This is a genomic window from Streptomyces malaysiensis subsp. samsunensis, from assembly GCF_024519315.1.
Classification (GTDB): domain Bacteria; phylum Actinomycetota; class Actinomycetes; order Streptomycetales; family Streptomycetaceae; genus Streptomyces; species Streptomyces malaysiensis.
Genome location: NZ_JANIIC010000023.1, coordinates 96,658 through 114,524, shown reverse-complemented (window position 1 = coordinate 114,524; position 17,867 = coordinate 96,658). Strand labels below are relative to the sequence as shown.

Sequence of the window (17,867 nt, the reverse complement as noted above, 5' to 3'; positions counted from 1 at the left end):
GCGCTCGCATAGCCGATGTCATCCGGAAGGGTGGCGCCGCAAACGCGGTGACGACGTGTCAGGCCCCCGTTTCCGGGTCGGCTTCACACGGGTGGTAGAAACACCGTACCCGTCCGAGGAAACAGAGGTAGTCCCATGAAGCTGCGCTGCGCCGTGCTCGACGACTATCAGGACGTGGCACTGTCGTCGGCCGACTGGTCGGGTGTGCTCGACGCGGTGGACGTGGTGCCGGTCCACGAGTACATCGCCGGTGAGGACGCGGTGGCCGAGGCGATCGGGGACTGCGAGATCGTGGTCATCATGCGGGAGCGCACCCCCTTCCCCGCATCGCTGTTCGCCCGGCTGCCAAAGCTGAGGCTGCTGGTCACCACGGGGATGCGCAACGCGTCGGTCGATCTGGAGGCCGCCGCCCGCCACGGCGTCACCGTGTGCGGCACGGGCGGCGCCGCGCAACCGACCGCCGAGCTCACCTGGGCGCTGATCCTGGGGCTGGCCCGCCATGTGGTGCCGGAGAGCACGGCGGTGCGGGACGGCGGGCCGTGGCAGAGCACCGTCGGCACCGATCTGTACGGCCGCCGTCTGGGGTTGCTGGGGCTGGGCAGGATCGGCACCCAGGTGGCGCGAGTCGGCCGGGCCTTCGGTATGGAGGTGGCCGCGTGGAGCGCGAATCTGACGGCCGAGCGCGCGGAGGCGGCGGGGGTGCGGGCGGCCGGCTCCAAGGAGGAGCTGCTGGAGAGCAGTGACATCGTCTCGGTGCACCTGGTGCTCGGCGACCGCACCCGGGGGCTGCTGGGCGCACCCGAGCTGAGGCGGATGCGTCCCACGGCGCTCCTGGTGAACACCTCCCGTGCCGCGATCGTGGACCAGACGGCGCTCGCGCGGGCGCTGCGGGACGGCTGGATCGCGGGCGCGGCGGTCGATGTGTTCGAACACGAGCCGCTGCCGCCGGGTGACCCGTTCCGTACGCTCCCCCATCTGCTGGCCACCCCGCATCTGGGCTATGTCACCCGCGCCAACTACGAGCGGTTCTACGGCGATGTGGTGGAGGACATCCGCGCCTATCTCCAGGGCGCGCCGATCCGCCGTCTGAGCCCGCCGGAACCGGCCGCCTGACGCGGCCCCGAGGAGCGCCAACGGGACTTGTTCCAGGGCGTGTTGGGGCCGGTCGACGGCCTCGCCGACCTCGTTCGAACGTCCCGTACCCCACCACTGTCCGTCTGCCCGGGCCGAAGGCGACGCATGCCCTCCGCCCGGTGGACACTATTCCGTTTCGCCTTCGTCATACCGGACAGGCTGCCTGGCACGGACAACCCATCGGCCCGCACAACAGACCGGTGTCCGGTCCGCCGACCGGGCACCGCGGACGGAGGGAACGTGGCTCACAGCACATCTGGAACGCCAATGACCGACACGGCTTCGGCCGGGCGGGACGCCCCGGGGGACGGCGACGGCGGCGAGGGGTCGGGGACACCACCGCCCAGCCGCCGTGGCATGCTCTCGGTGGCCGCGGCGGCCGGGCTCGGCCTGCTCGCGGGCTGCGGCGAGGAGTCGGCCGACTCCGCCTCCGGAGCGGGCTCGCAAGGCTCCAGAAGTGCGAAGCCCTCCCCGTCCGCCGCCCCGTCCAAGCCCTCCCCCTCCCCCACTCCGAAACCGCCGCCGGAGCTGCCCCGGGGCGGCCGGGAGCTGTCCCGCTACCGCCTGGTGGGCTACTGCGGACTGCCCGGGGCCGACGCGCTCGGCCGGCTCGGCATCGGGGATCTCGACGACCGTGTGCGCCAGATCGAGAAGACCGCCCGCGCCTACGCCGCGGACCGCGAACCGCAGCCGGTGCTCGAACTCCTCGCGACCGTCGCCAACAGCTCCGCGGGCCCCGACGGCAGCTATCGCTCGCGCACCTCCCCCGACACCATCCGCCGCTTCCACGACGCGGCCAAGCGCCATCGTGCCCTGCTGCTGCTGAACATCCAGCCGGGCCGGGCATCGGTGCTCGGCGAGGTCAAGGCGTTGCGCGAATGGCTGGTCCACCCCGATGTCGGCATAGCGCTGGACCCGGAGTGGGAGATGGGTCCGGGCGAGGTGCCGGGGAACACCTACGGCCGCACCAGCGGCAAGGAGCTCACCGATGTGGCCCGCCATCTCTCCGGGATCGTCGCCGAACACGATCTGCCGCAGAAGCCGCTCGTCTTCCACCAGGTGGCCATGTCCGTCGTCCAGGACCAGTCCGCGCTGCGCCCGCAGCCGGGTGTGGTGCTCATCAAGAGCGCGGACGGCATCGGTTCACCGGGGATGAAGCGCGACACCTGGCGGCAGCTGGTCAAGAACCAGCCCGAGGGTGTGCACACCGGCTTCAAGCTCTTCTACGAGGAGGACACCGAGGGGAGCCGGCTGATGACCCCGGAGGAGGTGCTGGCCCTGCGGCCACGCCCCGACTACGTCATGTTCGAGTGACCGCGGCGGCCCGCGCCACGGACGCGGCCGCCCCCGGCCGGAAGGCGGCCGGGGGCGGCTGAGGCTGCGCTGGGGAGGGTGTTCAGGGGCGTGGCGCCGTCTGCACGGTGAGTGGTTCGTGGGTGGCGACGTCGCCGGGGCCGCGGCGGGTGAAACGCATGGCCACACAGGCACCCGCGTACAGCACCGCCACGACCAGCAGCAGCGCCTGATAGCCGGTGAGCAGGGCCAGATACTCCAGGGTGCCGCCGAACAGGGAGCCCAGCAGATTGGCGCCGAACGCCGAGGTGGGGTCGGAGGCCGCCGCCAGCCGGTCGGAGAAGATGAGGTTGGCGCAGAAGATGGGGGCGAAGGCCAGCGCGATCGCGGCGGCCAGCCGGGGGGCGAAGGGCAGCCCCAGCACCAGATCGGACGGGATCAGCCAGGCGATCGCGAGGCTGGAGAAGAGCATCAGCTGTAGCACCAGCTGGTTGACCCGGCGCAATCTGCGCCGGACCTCCACCGCGCACAGCACGGCGAGCAGCACACCCGCGAAGACCATGGCGTTGACCAGCCAGGTGGTGCCGAAGTAGAGGGCGAACCCGATCACGTTCTTGGTCTCCAGCAGCATGAACGCCGCGCCGAGCAGGAACATGTCCACATAGCGGGCGGTACCCCTCAGCCGGACACCGGTCAGCCGTACCGACACCAGCGTCACCAGCAGGATCGCGCCCAGCACCCCGATATAGAGGGTGGGGATGGTGCGGTGCAGCAAATAGGGGAAGGGGTGGTCGTCACCGGCGGCCGAGGGCACCGGGCCCGAGGGACGCCATACGGAGGCGGTGCAGGACTGGTCGCTCGAGGTGGCACCGGCCACCAGGATGGCCGCCTTCTTGCCTCCGTAGTGGGTGATGCAGGGGGCGTGTCCGAAGACGGAGGTGAGCGAGGAGCCGAACCGGTCGATGAGCCAGTTCTGGCGGTAGTAGTTGTACATGGCGAACGCGCCGCCGGGGGCGAGGTGGCGGTGCGCCGCCTCGAACGCCTGACGGGTGAACAGATAGCTCTCCAGGCGCAGGTTGCTGGCGCCCGACACCAGGGTCAGGGAGTCCGGCAGGGCGAGGACGACCAGGTCGTAGCGGGTCTTGGTGCGCTCGAGGAAGGCCCGGCCGTCGTTGATGTGCACATGCACCCGGGGGTTGTCATAGGGCCGGGCCGGATGCAGTGACGCGCCGATCTCCTGTAGCCGGGGGTCGATCTCCACCGCGTCCACCCGCTGGGCGCCGTGGGCGAGCGCCATCGCCACGTCGTTGCCGTTGCCCGCCCCGATGACCAGCACCCGGCGGTGGGAGTTCTTCGGTGTCTCGCGGTAGGGCTGCTCGTACGGGGAGTCCGGGCGTCTGAGCACCTTCAGCGGGGCGATGGACTGGTGCGGTACGCCATTGGCGGAGATCTTGTAGTCCCGGCTGCCCGAGGTCGGCTTGGTGACCTCGATCTTGTAGTAGGGGGACCAGGAGATGCCGCTGGCCGCCGTCTCCAGGGCCAGGACGGCCACCATCAACGCCAGCGGAACCGTGTATCTGATGGTGTTGCGGCGGCCGCCGAGGGTCAGCAGCGCCACCGCGGCGATCACACCCCACACCACCGACGGTGCGCGCAGCCAGGAGAGCAGCGCGAAGGACACCGAGCCGGTGAGCGACCCCAGCAGGTCGAAGCGGTACGCCTCCAGGGAGGGCAGCTTACGGAACTGATCGGCCGTCATCTTTCCGATGGCCATCATGATGAGCGCGGTCAGCCCGAAGAGCACCGGCAGGGTCACCCACTGGGGCAGACCGGTGGTCTTCACGGCGGTGAAGTAGATGACCTCGCCGCTGGTCTGCCGCACCTGCACGGGGAACTCCCGTACCAGCACGACGAGAACGGCGAGCGGGACGGGTGTCCAGCGGGTGAGCCACTGCCCACGGCCCGCGGGCAGCAGGAATCCCAGGCCGATCCCGAGGAACGAGCCCAAGAGGATGAAGTTCGAGAAATAACTCAGATGGACGATATTGGCGCCGGTCCACCGGATCAGCGCGAGCTCGACGAAGAGCATGGTGGCGCTGGCCAGCAGCAGCCTCGCGCGCACGTTTTGCGGTCCTGGGCTGTGCTCCATGCCGGCCACGCTGTCATCCGGGGCGGAGCAGGTCGAGCACCCACACGGCCCGTGCGCGTCGGCCGGATGGCGGGCGTCCGCGCATCGGGAAACGCTCCCGGCCGCTCGCCCTCCGGCCGCGTGACGCCTCGCCACCCCGCCTCCGCCGGGGCCGTCGGCGCAGGTCAGCCGCGTGGCATGGGGTGCGGTGCGACGGCCGTGCGCAGTGGCGCCGTCATGCCGTGGCACACCTCCCCGGTCCGCTCCCCGCGCCACCGCGGTACGGCGTTCGGGTCATGGCCCGCGCGGTGTCCGTCACCTGCCCGGGCCAACGCCGGACGCCCGCGCGGCGGAGGCGGCGGGAGTCGGCGGAGCGGGTCGGCGCCGCGAGCGTGTGGCGATGGCCGTCGCCGCGGCCAGGGTCCCGGCGAGCACGCCCCAGGCGACGATGTCGCCGGTACGGGAGTACGGGGTGGGCGAGCCGTGGGTGGGAACGTCGGCGTACCAGATGCCCGAGTCGGTGGTGGTGTCCTTCGTGGACAGCGGCCGTCCGGTGGCGTCGTAGGCCCCGGACTGGCCGTTGAAGTCCTGGCGGACCAGCGCGTAGCCGTTCTCGATCGCGCGCAGCCCGGCCATGGCGGTGTGGGTGCGCCCCATCTCGGGCCAGTCACCGCCGGGGACGAGGACGATGTCGGCGTCGATGTGGGTGTCCGCCGGGAAGTCGGCGTCGTAGCAGATGAGGTTGGCCAGCCGTCCGTAGGGAGTGTCGACGACCGGTACGCGGCCGTCACCGGGCGTGTAGATCTCCAGCCCGGGGATGGGCCGGGCCTTCTCGTAGTCCCACAGCTTCGTGCCGTCGGGGCCGAAGAGATGTGTCTCGTCCCTGCCGTGGGGCGCGTCCGGCAGATACGTCAGGTCGGCCACCAGGAGATAGATGTTGTGCGCGTCCGCCGCCTCCGACGCCTGCCGCAGATAGGCGCCATGGTCCTCGTCGGCCACCCGCGCGGCGTTCTCCGACCAGACGACGATCCGCGCGCCGGCCGCGGCCGCCCGGGCGGTCTGGCGGAAGAGGTCGTCCAGGAGCGGTTGCGCGGCCCGGCGCACATCGGCCCGGTCGACGCGGCGCGGGTCGGTGACGTCGAGCCGGGACGCGCCGTGCACCGCCGTCTCCGCGTCGATGGCCGCCTGGCTCGGATTGATGCCGGCGACCTTGACGGTGTCGCCTCCGGTGCCCGTGAACACCATGCGCACCTGTCCGCCGACGACGATCAGCGCGACGGCCGCGGCGTAGAGGGCGGCCCAGCGCAGCGCGGTCCGGTGTGCACCCCGCTCCCGGACCAGATTGCCGATCGTCGCCGCCGCGCCGATGACGAACGCGATGACATACGGCCCGCCGAGCGCGGTGATCTGGAGGAGCGCCGTGCTCGAGTGCTGGGAGGCGGCCCGCATGCCGTAGGCGGTGCCGAAGGGGCCGAAGGTACCGAGGAGGAATTCCACGGACATGGCCGCGGCGGGGAACAGCAGCACCCTGCCGAGGGTGCCGGTGCGCGGAGCGAGCAGCCGGTCGACGACGTACGGCAGACCGTAGGCGATCCCGAAGGCCACGTCCCCCAGCAAGGTGAGCCAGGTGATGGGGACGGCGAGTTCGGCCATCCACACCGCGGCCGATACCACCGTCACGGCGAACACCGCCGGCAGGCCCACGAGCGGGCGGGTGTGGCGCAGGAAGCGGATGAGGAGCAGCGGCGCCACCCATGCGGCCAGGGGCACGTCGAACCGGCCGCCGACGGACAGCAGGGACGCCGCGGCGCCGCCCCACAGGCACAGCCACGGGTATCGAGCGCCGGCGGGCACCAGCGGTCCAGGTGATTCTGACATCGGGCACTCCTGTAGCGCGGGCCGTGTCCGCACAGACCGGCCCGCATCGATGTGTACAATGACCACATTGAATGATGGAGGTGTGGACACTGTCAACATCAACCGGCTCGGGCTATCACCACGGGGATCTGCGAGCGGCCCTGCTCGACTCCGCCCTGGCACTCCTCGACACCGAGGGCCCGGGCGAGCTGTCGCTGCGCGCGGTCGCCCGGCATGCCGGGGTGTCCCCGAACGCCCCCTACCGCCACTATCGCGACAAGGAGACGCTGCTCGCCGCCCTCGCCACCCGGGGCTACACGGAGCTGGGCGAACGCCTCGCCGAGGCCGCCCCCGGAGACGATCCCGGCGCGGAAATCGTGGCCATGGCGTGCACGGCGGTCGACTACGCGCTCGACCACCCCGGGGTGTACCGCCTGATGTTCGGGCAGTCGTGCAGCACCCACCCCGACGCCATCGCCGCCTCCGACGCGGCGATGGCCTTCGTGGCGGACCGCATCGCGGCCGTCGCGGCACCGGAGCGGCGCGAGGCGCTGCTCACCGGCATCTGGTCGCTCGTCCACGGGCTGAGCACACTGCTGCTCGACGAACGGCTCGGCGCGCGGACGCGCGCCGAGGCCGATGCCCTGGTGGAAACGGTCGTACGCACCATGCTGGGCACCGGCCTCGAACGGCCGGACGGGGAATCCGGAGCGGGGTGAACCCCCCTTCGGTCAGCGGGCGTTCACCGGGTCAGCTCGCCCCGGTGGCGTAGAACGGCTTGCACACGGTGCCCACGTAGTCCGTGGCGATCTCCAGCACCCGGCCGCCGTCCGCCGAGGGCAGCAGCGCCGAACTGTAGTTGGGACACCAGTCGACCACCTTGGAGTCCACCCGCACCGGCGCGGGGATCGAACGCCAGGCTCCGGTGCCGCCGTTGCTGTTGGTCCACACGGTGGCACCGCTGCCTGCGGCGGTGCTGCCATCGGCGTTGTTCAGGACCTGGCCGACGAGGAACAACTTGCCCCGGGGGTTGCCGGCCTCGGGGGCCCAGGCGAGGTTCGGGGTGTGGGTGAAGTACGTGCCGTCAGCGGTTTCGGGACGGTAGCCGAGGTGTGCCGGGTCGCCCCAGTTCCAGCCGTCCCACGAGGTCCGGTAGTGGACCACGCACGCGTACTGCCCCTGGGGAGCGCAGATCTCGTACGCCATGAAGTACTGGCCGTCGGGCAGTTTGCGCACGATGGGCATGCCGGGCCGGTCGGAGGCGAGATTACTGGCCACGGTGGCGTGGTGGCCGTTCCAGGTGAGCCCGTTGGCGCTGCGGGCGGCGACCAGCTTCTGGCTGTGGGCGGGGTCGGTCTCGTCCGAGTAGTGGGCCACCAGACGTCCGCTGGAGTCGACGGAGAACTCCGGCTCCCACAGCCCCTTGGTGTTGGAGGCGGTGGCCACGGTGGACAGATAGGACCAGGTGCGGCCCTGGTCGTTGCTGCGGAAGACCCGGATGGCCATCCGCCGGTCCGGTTCGTCCTGGCCGATGGAGGCGGCCCACAGCAGGGTCCCGGCGGGCATGGCGCCGACGGCCCGCGGCAGTTCGTACAGGGTGGCGCAGCATTCGCCCTGCCCCCCGGACGCCTCGGGGTCGGCCACCTCGCCCACCTGCCGGAAGGTGGCGCCGTCGTCGGTGCTCTCGTAGATGGCGCCGAGCCCGTCCGAGCCGCGGAAGGTGACCACGGACGCGAGGATACGGCCGTTGGCGGCGCCGTTGTGCTCGAGCCGCAGGGCGCGGGGGTAGAGGCCGGTGCCGTCGCGCAGCAGGGTGCCGGAGGCGGCCGCGGCCGGGGGTGCCTGGACGGCCAGGAGCGAGCCCAGGACGGTCAGGAGGGTCAGCAGGACGGGCAGGAGGTGTCTTCGGTACGGCGCGGTCATGCACGCTCCCTCGGGAGGAGTGGTGGAGGGGAAAGCGGGGCCCGGGCCATGCGAGGCGCAACGCTAGAGAGAATTTCCAACGTTGTAAATCCTTCGCGCACGCTTCCGCGAGGGGCCTGGCGAGGGTTGGCCGAGCGGGCTCCGGACAAGCGCTCCGCCGGAAGTGCCCCGATCCGCCGTCGATCGTCCGCGGCGCCGTCGTGGCTGGTCGCGGGGCGGAGTGGGACCGGCGGCGCCGACGGCCGGGACCGGCACGGCCACCGGCCGGGCGGCCGGTACGGCGGTCAGGACACGCTGTCAGGACGCTGGCCGGGGCGCCGGGCCGAGGCCGGCGGACACCTCCGCCGCGTTACCGCCGCCGAGCGCGGCCGGGGGCGGGGCGGGTCACAGCGGTTCAGTGTTCCTGGGCGGTGGGGCGCACCAGGATCTCGTTGACGGCGGTGTGCGAGGGCTGGGTGACCATGAAGGCGATGGCGCGCGCGATGTCCTCGGGGCGCAGCCAGGACTCCGGTGGCATCCCGCGTGCGACGGAGGCGGACGCGCTGTCGGGGGCCGTCAGCTCCGTGGCGGTCATGCCGGGCTCGACCAGGCCCACCCGGACACCGCGTGCGGTCACCTCCTGGCGCATGGACTCGCTCAAGGCGCCCACCGCGTGTTTGGTGGCCGCGTAGACGGCGTTGCCGGGCCGCGCCAGCCGTCCGGCCACCGAGCTGATGTTCACTACGTCCGCCACCCCGCGCGGCCCCTCGGACGCCGTCCGCAGCAGATGCGGCAGCGCCTGCCGGGAGGTGTGCAGTACGGTCCTGACGTTGAGGTCGATCATCCGCTCCCAGCCCTCGGGGTCGCCCTCCTCAACGGTGCCGGTCACCAGGGAGCCGGCGTTGTTCACCAGCACATCGAGGCGTCCGCACTCCCGCACGGCGTCCTCGACGCACTGACGGGCCCGCGCCGCGTCCTGGAGATCGGCGGTGAGGACGGCGCAGGAACGGCCCTCCTTCCGGACGGTGGCGGCCAGGTCCTCCAGCCGTTCGGTGCGGCGGGCCACCAGCGCGAGATCGGCTCCCTGCCGGGCCAGCTCCATGGCGGTGGCCGCTCCGATGCCGCTGGACGCGCCGGTCACCAGCGCCGCGCAGCCCGACAGCGGGCCGTCGGGAGGCGCGGCGTTTCCGGCCTGCCGGTCGTTCCCGGGGTTCATGTCCGTCACCCTGGCTCCCTGGTCTCGCGGCGGTGGGGCGGCCACGGGGCCGCGTGGCCCCGGGTACCCCGGCGACGGCGGCCCATCGCCCATGCCCCGCCTTTCCTCCTCCTTTCGGACCAGGGGCGCTCGGGCTTCCGGTGCGGGGGCGTGTCAGGAAGGCGCGGGCGGGGTCAGCGGAAGGCGCCGCTGTAGGCGTTGAGCGCGGGCTGGCCGCCGAGGTGGGCGTAGAGCACGTTGGAGTCCTCGGGTATGTCGCCGTCGCGGACGAGGTCGATGAGCCCGGCCATGGACTTGCCCTCGTAGACCGGGTCGAGGATCACCCCTTCGAGGCTTCCGGTGAGCCGGATCGCCTCGAGGGTGGAGTCGACCGGCACCCCGTAGAGGTCCCCGGCCCAGCCCTCCAGCACGGTGATCTCCTCATCGCGCAGCTCCCGGCCGAGGCCGATCAGCGCGGCGGTCTCACGTGCGATCTTCTCCACCTGGGCCCGGGTCTCGGCGAGCTTGGCGGAGGCGTCGATGCCCAGGACCCGGCGGGGGCGGTCCTGGCCCGCGAAGCCCGCGATCATGCCCGCCTGGGTGGAGCCGGTGACGCTGCACACCACGACGGTGTCGAAGAAGACCCCCAGCTCGCGCTCCTGTTCCTGGACCTCGCGGGCCCAGTTGGCGAAGCCCAGACCGCCCAGCGGATGGTCGGAGGCCCCGGCGGGGATCGGATAGGGCGTACCGCCCGCGGCGCGGACGTCCTCCAGGGCGCGCGCCCAGCTGTCTTTGAAGCCGATGCCGAACCCGGCGTCGACCAGCCTCACCTCCGCGCCCATGATCCGTGAGAGCAGGATGTTGCCGACCTTGTCGTTGACGGAGTCGGGCCAGTCCACCCAGCTCTCCTGCACCAGTACGGCCTTCAGCCCCAGCTTCGCCGCCACCGCGGCGACCTGGCGGGTGTGGTTGGACTGCACACCGCCGATGCTCACCAGGGTGTCCGCGCCCTTCCGGAGCGCGTCGGGGATGAGGTACTCCAGCTTGCGGGTCTTGTTGCCGCCGAAGGCCAGCCCGCTGTTGCAGTCCTCGCGCTTGGCCCAGATGCGCGCCCCGCCGAGGCGCTCGCTCAGCCGGTCCAGCGGGTGGACCGGGCTGGGGCCGAACAGCAGGGGGTGGCGCTCGAAGTCATCGAGGGACATGGGTGACTCCTTGTGGGTGGTGCCGGATGTCCGCGTGGGTGGTGCCCGATGTCCGCCGATCCCTACCCCGCCCCTCCCCGTGGGCACACGAGCCGATCCCTCCCCGACCCGGCCCCGGCTGCACACGACCGGCGTATGCCGATAGGCCGTTGGGGTCCCGCTGCTGTCCAGCCTGAGCACCCTGCCGCCGGGTCGCGGCGACTATCTGTGCCTGAGCCCTCGTACCGCCGAGACGGCGCTCGCCCGCCGAGCCCATCCGTCCGCCCCACTCGCCCAGGGAGCCGAGATCATGCCCCAGTACTTCCGCGACTCACCCGAGTCTCTCGTTCCCGACGCGCTCGCGGGCTTCGCCGCCGCCCATGCCGATCTCGTCGACTACAACCCCGACCACGGATACTTCCACACCCGCCACACCGCGCCCGCCCGCCGCGTCGGGCTGGTCTCGGGGGGCGGGTCCGGCCATGAACCCCTGCACTCCGGCTTCCTCGGTACGGGGATGCTGGACGCCGCCTGCCCGGGGCGGATCTTCGCCTCGCCGCACAACCGGCAGATCTTCGAGGCCAGCCGGGCCGTCGCCCGGGCCGAGGGGGTGCTGCACATCGTCAAGAACTACACCGGCGACCGCATCAACTTCGGCATCGCCGCCGAGCGCCTCGCCCACGAGGGCATCCGCTGCGCCCGGGTCCTCATCGACGACGACCTCGCCACCGACTCGGACGACATCGCGGTCGGCCGGCGCGGCACCGGCGCCACCCTGATCGTCGAGAAGATCCTCGGCGCCGCCGCCGACGAGGGGCGCGGTCTGGAGGACCTGGTCGCCCTCGGCACCGATGTGACCCGGCGGGCCCGCAGCCTCGCCGTGGCCTCGGCCGCCCACACCGCGCCCGCCTCCGGGGCGCCGGCCTTCACCCTGCCCGACAACGTCCTGGAGTTCGGGGTCGGCATCCACGGCGAGCGGGCCGAGGGCACCACCCCGCACGCACCGCTCGGCAAGCTGGTCGAGACCATGACGGACCAGTTGCTGGCCGCGCTGCCCGACTTTGCCGGGACACGGGTGCTCGCCCTGGTCAACGGGCTGGGCTCGATCACCTCGCTGGAGCTGTACGGCATCCGCGACGCCGTGGCCAAGGCCCTCGACGATCGCGGTGTCGGCCTCGACCGGTCCCTGACCGGCACCTTCGTGAGCGCCCTGGACATGCGGGGCTTCTCGCTGACCCTGTTCGCCACCGACGCGGAGGCGCTGCGGCTGTGGGACGCCCCCGCCCGCACCCCCGCCTGGCCCCTGTGACCCCGCCACCGCCCCGAGGAGCTGCCCCGCCCATGTCCGACCAGCCCGGCCCGAAGGGCCTCACCCACACAGCCGTCATGGACTGGCTGACACGGTTCGCCGCCACCGTACGGTCCGTGGAACCCGAGCTCACCGCGCTCGACCAGAAGGCGGGCGACGGGGACTTCGGCGCCAATCTGGTCACCGGGATGGACGGTGTCCGCCGGGCGCTGGACGCCCTGGCGGCGGGCGCGGGAAACGGCGGGCGGGGCGGCAGGGGCCCGGACGCTCCGCTCGACGCCGCCGCGCGGGTCTTCCTCGACGATGTCGGCGGCACCAGCGGTCCCCTGTTCGGACTGCTCTTCCAGGAGCTCGCCGACGCGCTGGGGATGGCCGCCGACCCGCCCGGGACCGCGGCGCTGGCCCTCGGCACGGCCGCGGGGGCGGCCGCGATCCAGCGGGTCGGCGAGGCCGAGGTGGGCGACAAGACGATGGTGGACGCCCTCGTGCCGGCCGCACGGGCCCTGGCCTCCTGTGAACCCACCGCCGACCCCGCGCACGCGCTCCACGTGGCCGCGGTGGCGGCCCATCGGGGCGCGCGCTCCACGACCGATCTGCGCGCCCGCAGGGGGCGTGCCAGCTACACCGGCGACCACGCCCGTGGCGTCCCGGACCCGGGCGCCCTGGCCGTCGCCCTGCTCTTCGCCTCCGCACACGCCGAGCTGACCTCGCTGAACCGGCTCCCCATGTCCTGAGGAGGGAGGCCGGGGCCATGAGGGGATCCCCGTACGCGCCGCCCGCCGGTGAACGCCGCGGCCGGGCCGTACGTACGGGGATCCGAGTCCTGGGCCGCATGGGACGGGCCGAGCCGGGCAGGCGACCAGGATTCGACTGTCGGCTCGATCACAGGTGTCCGGGAGGGTCTGTGCAGCAGGGAACTTCCACCCGTGTGGCCACACCTCCGGCCGTCCCACGGCCGCGCGACGGCGGCGCGTCGGGGGGCCGGACGCGCGACCCGTACTTCGACAACGCGAAGTACCTCACGATCGTGCTGGTGGCGTGTGGCCACGCATGGGAGCCGCTCACCTACGGCAGCCGGGCGGTCACCGCGGTCTACCTGATGGTCTACGCCTTCCACATGCCCGCGTTCGCCCTCATATCGGGCTACTTCTCGCGGAGCTTCGACATGGCGCCGGGGCGGGTGAAGCGCCTGCTCACGGGTGTCGTCGTGCCGTATGTGGTGTTCGAGGTGGCGTACACGCTCTTCTACCGCTGGGCACAGGACGACCCGGGCTATCCCATCAGCCTGCTCGACCCCTGGTATGTGATGCGGTTCCTGGCCGCGCTGTTCATCTGGCGGATCACCACTCCGATGTGGCTCGCGCTGCGCCATCCGGTGCCGGTGGCGCTGGCGGTGGCGGCGCTGGCCTCGGTCTCGCCGGAGGCCGGCGGGGATCTGGGCCTCCAGCGGGTGCTGGCGTTCCTCCCGTTCTTCGTGGTGGGGCTCACCCTGCGACCGGACCACTTCACCCGGCTGCGGACCCGGCGCGCCCGGCTGATCGCCCTGCCGGTCGCGGGCTTCGCCCTGTGCACGGCGTACCTGGTGGCGCCCCGGCTGGACGCGGAGTGGTTCTACCACCGCAAGAGCGTCGCGGCGCTGGACGGCGTACCGCCCTGGACCGGTCTGTTCACCACGCCCGTCCTCTTCGCCCTGGCGCTGGTGCTGACCGCCTGCTTCCTGGCCTGGGTGCCGGGGCGCGGGACCTGGTTCACCGCGCTCGGTTCGGGGACGCTGTACGGCTATCTGCTGCACGGCTTCATCATCAAGTCGTCCCGTTTCTGGGACTGGTACGACCATCCGTGGCTGCACACGCCGCTCGGGGAGCTCGCGGTCACCGCGGCCGCGGTGCTCATGATCACCGTGTTGTGCACGGAACCGGTGCGACGGGTCCTGCGCTCGCTGGTGGAGCCGCGCATGGACTGGGCGTTCCGGCGCACCGGTTCCTCAGGGCGGACCGGCGCCGAGAGCGGCGGGGGTTCCGCCGTCAGTGGCGGCGGAGCTTGACGGTGTTGTCGGTGCGGGTGGCCGGCTCACCGCCGGGGTCGGTGACCTTCTCCTCGTGGACATCGCTGATGAGGACGTCCCACTGCCCGTCCGCGAGGTCGAGTCCGGCGAGCACCTCCTCGGGCGTGGGGAAGTGGAACTCCGGGTCGGGGTCCGGCGCCCAGGCCGGGAACGCCGCGTGTCCGGTGATCAGCAGCACTCCGCCGGGTGCGACGGCGCCCGCCGCGGTGCGCAGGATCCTCTCCCGGGGCAGTTCGAGCCAGGAGTGGAGGAAGTGGGTGGAGACCAGGTCGTAGGTGCCGTCCGGGAAGGACACGGACAGGTCGTGCCGCTGCCAGTCGATGCGGTCGCCGACGCCTTCCGACGCCGCGTGTTCGGCGCCGCGGTCCAGGGCCACCCGTGAGACGTCGACGGCGGTGACCCGCCAGCCCTCCCGGGCGAGCCAGATCGCGTCGCCGCCCTCCCCGCAGCCCACGTCCAGTGCGCGGCCGGGGGTCAGCCCGGTGACCTCGCGCACCAGAACTGCGTTGGGCCTGCCGCTCCAGACGCGGTCCCCGGCGCTGTAGAAGTTGTCCCAGAACTCCTCGGGCGTGGTGTCGGGCGAGATGCCGTGCGAGTCGGTGGCCATATCGGTCGCGCTCCCTTCGTCGGGGCACGAGAGTGTGCGCGGCCGTGACCACTTGACAAACATCTTTGCCGGGGTGGCAAATGAAGGTATGGCTGATGAAGACCTCTCCGAGGTGCTGACCGCCGTAGGACCTCGGCTGCGGGTGCTGCGGCGCACCCGTGGCACCACCCTGGCCCAGCTCAGCGAGACGACCGGCATCTCGCTGAGCACCCTGTCGCGGCTGGAGTCGGGGCAGCGCAAGCCGACCCTGGAGCTGCTGCTGCCGCTGGCCAAGGCGTACGGGGTGCAGTTGGACGAGCTGGTGGGGGCGCCTGCCACCGGGGACCCCCGTGTCCACGCCAAGCCGTTCACCCGGTACGGCCAGACGTTCATTCCGCTGACCCGCTATCTGGGCGGGCTGCACGCGTACAAGCAGATCATGCCGCCCCGGCCGCAGGGCAGCGGCGACGGACCGCTGGAGCAGCGTGTGCACGAGGGCTATGAGTGGCTCTATGTGCTCTCCGGGCGGCTGCGGCTGGCGCTGGGCGAGCACGATCTGGTGCTCGCGGCCGGTGAGGCCGCCGAATTCGACACCCGCACCCCCCATGGTTTCGCCAACGCCGGGGACCAGCCGGTGGAGTTCCTCTCCCTGTTCGGGGCGCAGGGCGAGCGCATCCATGTCCGCGCCCGCCCCGCCGGCACCTGACCCGCGGCGCCGCCACCGCGCCGCACGGGCGCGTCCCCGTCCCCCGTTTCCGCCCCGGGCGCTCACCCCGAGGGCTCGTCCGGGACGGGCTGCTCGGGGTGGACACTTCCGGTCCGCGGCTCGCCCCGCCGCCCCGTGCCGGACTCGTCCGTCTCGGGGACGTCGTCCACACCGTCCGGCTCCTGGTCGACGCCCGCCACGTCCAAGGGGTCGGGCCCGTCCTGCGCCTGCTGGTCGGGCAGGTCCCTGGGGATCCCGCCCCGCTCCTGTCGCCGGTCGTCGCTCACGATGCCGCTCCTTTCCTCGGTGGAGGGGGCACAGCAGGGGCGAATACCCGCGAGCGGCCGGTGAATGCGTTTCGGCGCCGGTTCGATACGGCCGTCCGCTCCGCGCGGCCGGCTACTCCCCCCGCTCCAGCACATACAGCTCCGGCAGGTTGACCACGATGGCCTCCTGGGTGCTGCGGGCGATGACCACCACCGCCTCGTCGTCGGGGTCCGGGTTCTCCTCCCGGTGCGGCACATAGGGCGGAACGAAGATGTAGTCGCCCGGCCGGGTGCGCAGCCGGATCTCCTCGACCTGTCCGTCCCGCTCCTCGGCGAAGACGAACTCGGGGTGGCCCTTCACCACGAAGATGGCCGTCTCGGACTCGCCGTGGTGGTGGTTGGCGGAGGCGGTGTCCGGCGCCACATGGGTCTGGCCCATCCAGAGCCGCTCGGACCCCACCGACTGGCCGCTGATCGCGGCGAACCGCCGCATGCCCTCGGTCTGGGCGGTGCCGGGGTCGACGTCCTCGGTGCGGATGTGGTGCAGCCGCGCCCGCAACGGACCGTCGGGTGCGGTGGCCTTCAGATGCGGATGGAACGCGTCGTGCTGCTGCGCGGGGTCGCCGCCGGGCGTCGTCATGACACCGACCGTAGAAAGCCCGGGTAATGGATGTCAACAGATGTCCTTTCGCTCACCAGGCACAACACCACGAAATCCACGCTGCATAATGGCGGTATGCAGATCTCGGCGAAGGCGGACTACGCGGTCCGGGCGCTGGCGGAACTGGCCGCGGACGCGGGCAGACCACTCACCTGTGAGGCGATAGCGACCTCCCAGGACATCCCCTTCCGGTTCCTCAAGGGAGTCTTCCGCGATCTGCGCCAGGCCGGTCTGGTGCGCAGCCAGCGCGGCTGCGAGGGTGGCTACTGGCTCGCCCGCGACCCCGCCGAGATGACACTCGCGGACATCGTGCTCGCGGTGGACGGGGCGTTCCTGACGCTGCGCGGCGAGCAGCTGGACGGCCTCGGCTACCACGGCCCGGCGGCCGGGCTGCCCGGGGTGTGGCGCGGGATGGAGGAGCACATACGCCAGGTGCTGACCTCCACGGCCCTGAGCGATCTGGTCGGCGAACGGCTGGCGGCATGACGCCCGCGAGCCCTGAACGGCCCCGGAGCACCGGGACGGATGACGATGGCGCCGTCGAGGTCGTGGAGTACACCGATCCGGCCTGCCCGTGGGCATGGGGTTCCGAGCCCGCGTTCCGCCTTCTGCGGGCCCTCACCGCGGGGCGGGCCCGCTGGCGCCGGGTGTTCAGCATCCTCTTCGACGAGGACGACGACCCGGCCCCCGATCCGGCGGCCGAGACCGCCTGGTACAGCCGCTATATCGCCGATATCGCCCGCCATACACGGGCGCCCTACGCCCGGCGGCTGCGCTGGGTGGCGGCCACCAGCAGACCGGCCTCGCTCGCCGCGAAGGCGGCCGAGCGGCAGGGCGCCACGGCCGCGGAGCGGGTGCTGCGGCGGCTGCGCGAGACCACGTTCGTGCTGGGCACTCCGGCCGATACGGCGGAGCGGGTGCGCGCCGCGCTGACCGGCCTCGACGGTGTCGATGTGGCGCGGCTGGGCGCGGAGACGGGCGAGCCCTCGGTGGTGGCGGCCGTCCGGCGGGACCACGCCGAGGCACGCGACCCCGTCCCGGAGGCATCCGCCTTCCACGCCCCGGGGCCACATGGCACGGGCGTCAAGGAAACCGACAGCGGGGTGCGTTACGCACTGCCCACGTTGGTGTTCTCCGGCCCCGGCGGACGTGTGGCCACACCGGGATGGCGGAGCGTGGCCGAGTACACGGCGGCGCTGCGCACGGTGGCTCCCCATCACCACTGGGAGGCGACCCCGGTCGACCCCGAGGCGGCCCTGGCGGAGTACCGCAGCCTGACCGGGCCCGATCTGTCACTGCTGACGGGCGGAACCACTCCCCCGCGCACGGCCGTACGGGTCGAGACGGCGGGCGGACCGCTGTGGCTGCACCCGGACGAGGCCGCCACCCATCCCGCGCTCAAGACCCGTACAAGCTGAAAAGCCCCAGGTCGTAGCCGTCTTGGCCAATGAGACACCGAAAGGTGTCCATTGACTTCGCCGACCTTCGCCCCTCACCATGGGCACATGCTGACGACGCACCCCGGTGTGGTGTGCCGATACGTGGACTTCGGGCGCACCGCCAGCGCCATCTGTCGCGACCGCT

The 17,867-nt window shown here is 72.2% G+C and carries 17 protein-coding genes; 9 read left to right on the top strand and 8 right to left on the bottom strand.

Annotation, left to right across the window (positions count from 1 at the left end):
- Positions 1 to 135: 135 nt before the first annotated feature.
- Together NQU54_RS20720 and NQU54_RS20715 are read left to right on the top strand one after the other, a co-directional pair.
- The gene (locus NQU54_RS20720; RefSeq protein WP_257632353.1) at positions 136 to 1,113 is read left to right on the top strand and encodes a D-2-hydroxyacid dehydrogenase family protein; all 978 of its coding nucleotides are present in this window, start codon (positions 136 to 138) and stop codon (positions 1,111 to 1,113) included.
- Between the two features lie 288 nt (positions 1,114 to 1,401).
- A complete protein-coding gene (locus tag NQU54_RS20715; RefSeq protein WP_257632352.1) occupies positions 1,402 to 2,448 on the top strand; it encodes a hypothetical protein in 1,047 nt (348 codons plus the stop codon).
- Positions 2,449 to 2,530: 82 nt separating this feature from the next.
- Here NQU54_RS20715 and NQU54_RS20710 read toward each other — a convergent pair whose 3' ends face one another.
- Both NQU54_RS20710 and NQU54_RS20705 read right to left on the bottom strand, forming a co-directional pair.
- Positions 2,531 to 4,549 (bottom strand): spermine/spermidine synthase domain-containing protein, encoded by a 2,019-nt coding sequence (locus NQU54_RS20710; protein ID WP_257632351.1) that lies wholly within the window; start codon positions 4,547 to 4,549, stop codon positions 2,531 to 2,533.
- A gap of 321 nt (positions 4,550 to 4,870) precedes the next feature.
- Positions 4,871 to 6,433: a nitrilase-related carbon-nitrogen hydrolase gene (locus tag NQU54_RS20705; RefSeq protein WP_257632350.1), complete on the bottom strand. Its 1,563-nt coding sequence runs from the start codon at positions 6,431 to 6,433 to the stop codon at positions 4,871 to 4,873.
- Between the two features lie 71 nt (positions 6,434 to 6,504).
- On the opposite strand from NQU54_RS20705, the gene NQU54_RS20700 reads away from it, so the two are divergent.
- The gene (locus NQU54_RS20700; protein WP_257632349.1) at positions 6,505 to 7,131 is read left to right on the top strand and encodes a TetR/AcrR family transcriptional regulator; all 627 of its coding nucleotides are present in this window, start codon (positions 6,505 to 6,507) and stop codon (positions 7,129 to 7,131) included.
- Between the two features lie 31 nt (positions 7,132 to 7,162).
- Here the strand turns inward: NQU54_RS20700 and NQU54_RS20695 are convergent, their stop codons facing one another.
- From NQU54_RS20695 to NQU54_RS20685, 3 genes are all read right to left on the bottom strand, one after another.
- The gene (locus tag NQU54_RS20695) at positions 7,163 to 8,335 is read right to left on the bottom strand and encodes a sialidase family protein (RefSeq protein ID WP_257632348.1); all 1,173 of its coding nucleotides are present in this window, start codon (positions 8,333 to 8,335) and stop codon (positions 7,163 to 7,165) included.
- Between the two features lie 394 nt (positions 8,336 to 8,729).
- Positions 8,730 to 9,530 (bottom strand): SDR family oxidoreductase, encoded by an 801-nt coding sequence (locus NQU54_RS20690; protein WP_257632370.1) that lies wholly within the window; start codon positions 9,528 to 9,530, stop codon positions 8,730 to 8,732.
- A gap of 173 nt (positions 9,531 to 9,703) precedes the next feature.
- Complete coding sequence (locus NQU54_RS20685) at positions 9,704 to 10,711, bottom strand: 1-aminocyclopropane-1-carboxylate deaminase (protein WP_257632347.1); 1,008 nt, start codon at positions 10,709 to 10,711, stop codon at positions 9,704 to 9,706.
- Between the two features lie 289 nt (positions 10,712 to 11,000).
- Here NQU54_RS20685 and NQU54_RS20680 point away from each other — a divergent pair, with 289 nt between their 5' ends.
- The 3 genes from NQU54_RS20680 (at position 11,001) to NQU54_RS20670 (ending at position 14,043) form a co-directional block, all read left to right on the top strand.
- Positions 11,001 to 11,999 carry a dihydroxyacetone kinase subunit DhaK gene (locus NQU54_RS20680; RefSeq protein WP_257632346.1) on the top strand — a complete coding sequence of 333 codons (999 nt, stop codon included), beginning with the start codon at positions 11,001 to 11,003 and terminating at the stop codon, positions 11,997 to 11,999.
- Between the two features lie 32 nt (positions 12,000 to 12,031).
- Positions 12,032 to 12,733: a DAK2 domain-containing protein gene (locus NQU54_RS20675; RefSeq protein ID WP_257632345.1), complete on the top strand. Its 702-nt coding sequence runs from the start codon at positions 12,032 to 12,034 to the stop codon at positions 12,731 to 12,733.
- A gap of 170 nt (positions 12,734 to 12,903) precedes the next feature.
- Positions 12,904 to 14,043, top strand: a complete 1,140-nt coding sequence (locus NQU54_RS20670; protein ID WP_372505963.1) for an acyltransferase family protein — start codon at positions 12,904 to 12,906, stop codon at positions 14,041 to 14,043.
- On the opposite strand, the gene NQU54_RS20665 is transcribed toward NQU54_RS20670, so the two are convergent.
- A complete protein-coding gene (locus tag NQU54_RS20665) occupies positions 14,024 to 14,671 on the bottom strand; it encodes a class I SAM-dependent methyltransferase (protein ID WP_257632343.1) in 648 nt (215 codons plus the stop codon). The two genes, NQU54_RS20670 and NQU54_RS20665, sit on opposite strands and share 20 nt — an antisense overlap.
- An 88-nt stretch (positions 14,672 to 14,759) precedes the next feature.
- Here NQU54_RS20665 and NQU54_RS20660 point away from each other — a divergent pair, with 88 nt between their 5' ends.
- Entirely contained in the window at positions 14,760 to 15,356 is a 597-nt protein-coding gene (locus NQU54_RS20660; protein WP_069872327.1) for a helix-turn-helix domain-containing protein, read from the top strand.
- Between the two features lie 62 nt (positions 15,357 to 15,418).
- On the opposite strand, the gene NQU54_RS20655 is transcribed toward NQU54_RS20660, so the two are convergent.
- Both NQU54_RS20655 and NQU54_RS20650 read right to left on the bottom strand, forming a co-directional pair.
- Positions 15,419 to 15,643, bottom strand: coding sequence for a hypothetical protein (locus tag NQU54_RS20655; protein WP_308408497.1), 225 nt, complete (start codon positions 15,641 to 15,643; stop codon positions 15,419 to 15,421).
- A 112-nt stretch (positions 15,644 to 15,755) separates the two neighbouring features.
- Entirely contained in the window at positions 15,756 to 16,262 is a 507-nt protein-coding gene (locus tag NQU54_RS20650; RefSeq protein WP_079256204.1) for a cupin domain-containing protein, read from the bottom strand.
- A gap of 96 nt (positions 16,263 to 16,358) precedes the next feature.
- Here NQU54_RS20650 and NQU54_RS20645 point away from each other — a divergent pair, with 96 nt between their 5' ends.
- The gene (locus NQU54_RS20645; RefSeq protein ID WP_069872321.1) at positions 16,359 to 16,769 is read left to right on the top strand and encodes an RrF2 family transcriptional regulator; all 411 of its coding nucleotides are present in this window, start codon (positions 16,359 to 16,361) and stop codon (positions 16,767 to 16,769) included.
- The gene (locus tag NQU54_RS20640; RefSeq protein WP_257632342.1) at positions 16,766 to 17,701 is read left to right on the top strand and encodes a DsbA family oxidoreductase; all 936 of its coding nucleotides are present in this window, start codon (positions 16,766 to 16,768) and stop codon (positions 17,699 to 17,701) included. Before NQU54_RS20645 ends, NQU54_RS20640 begins: the two co-directional genes overlap by 4 nt.
- The last annotated feature ends 166 nt before the right edge of the window (positions 17,702 to 17,867 follow it).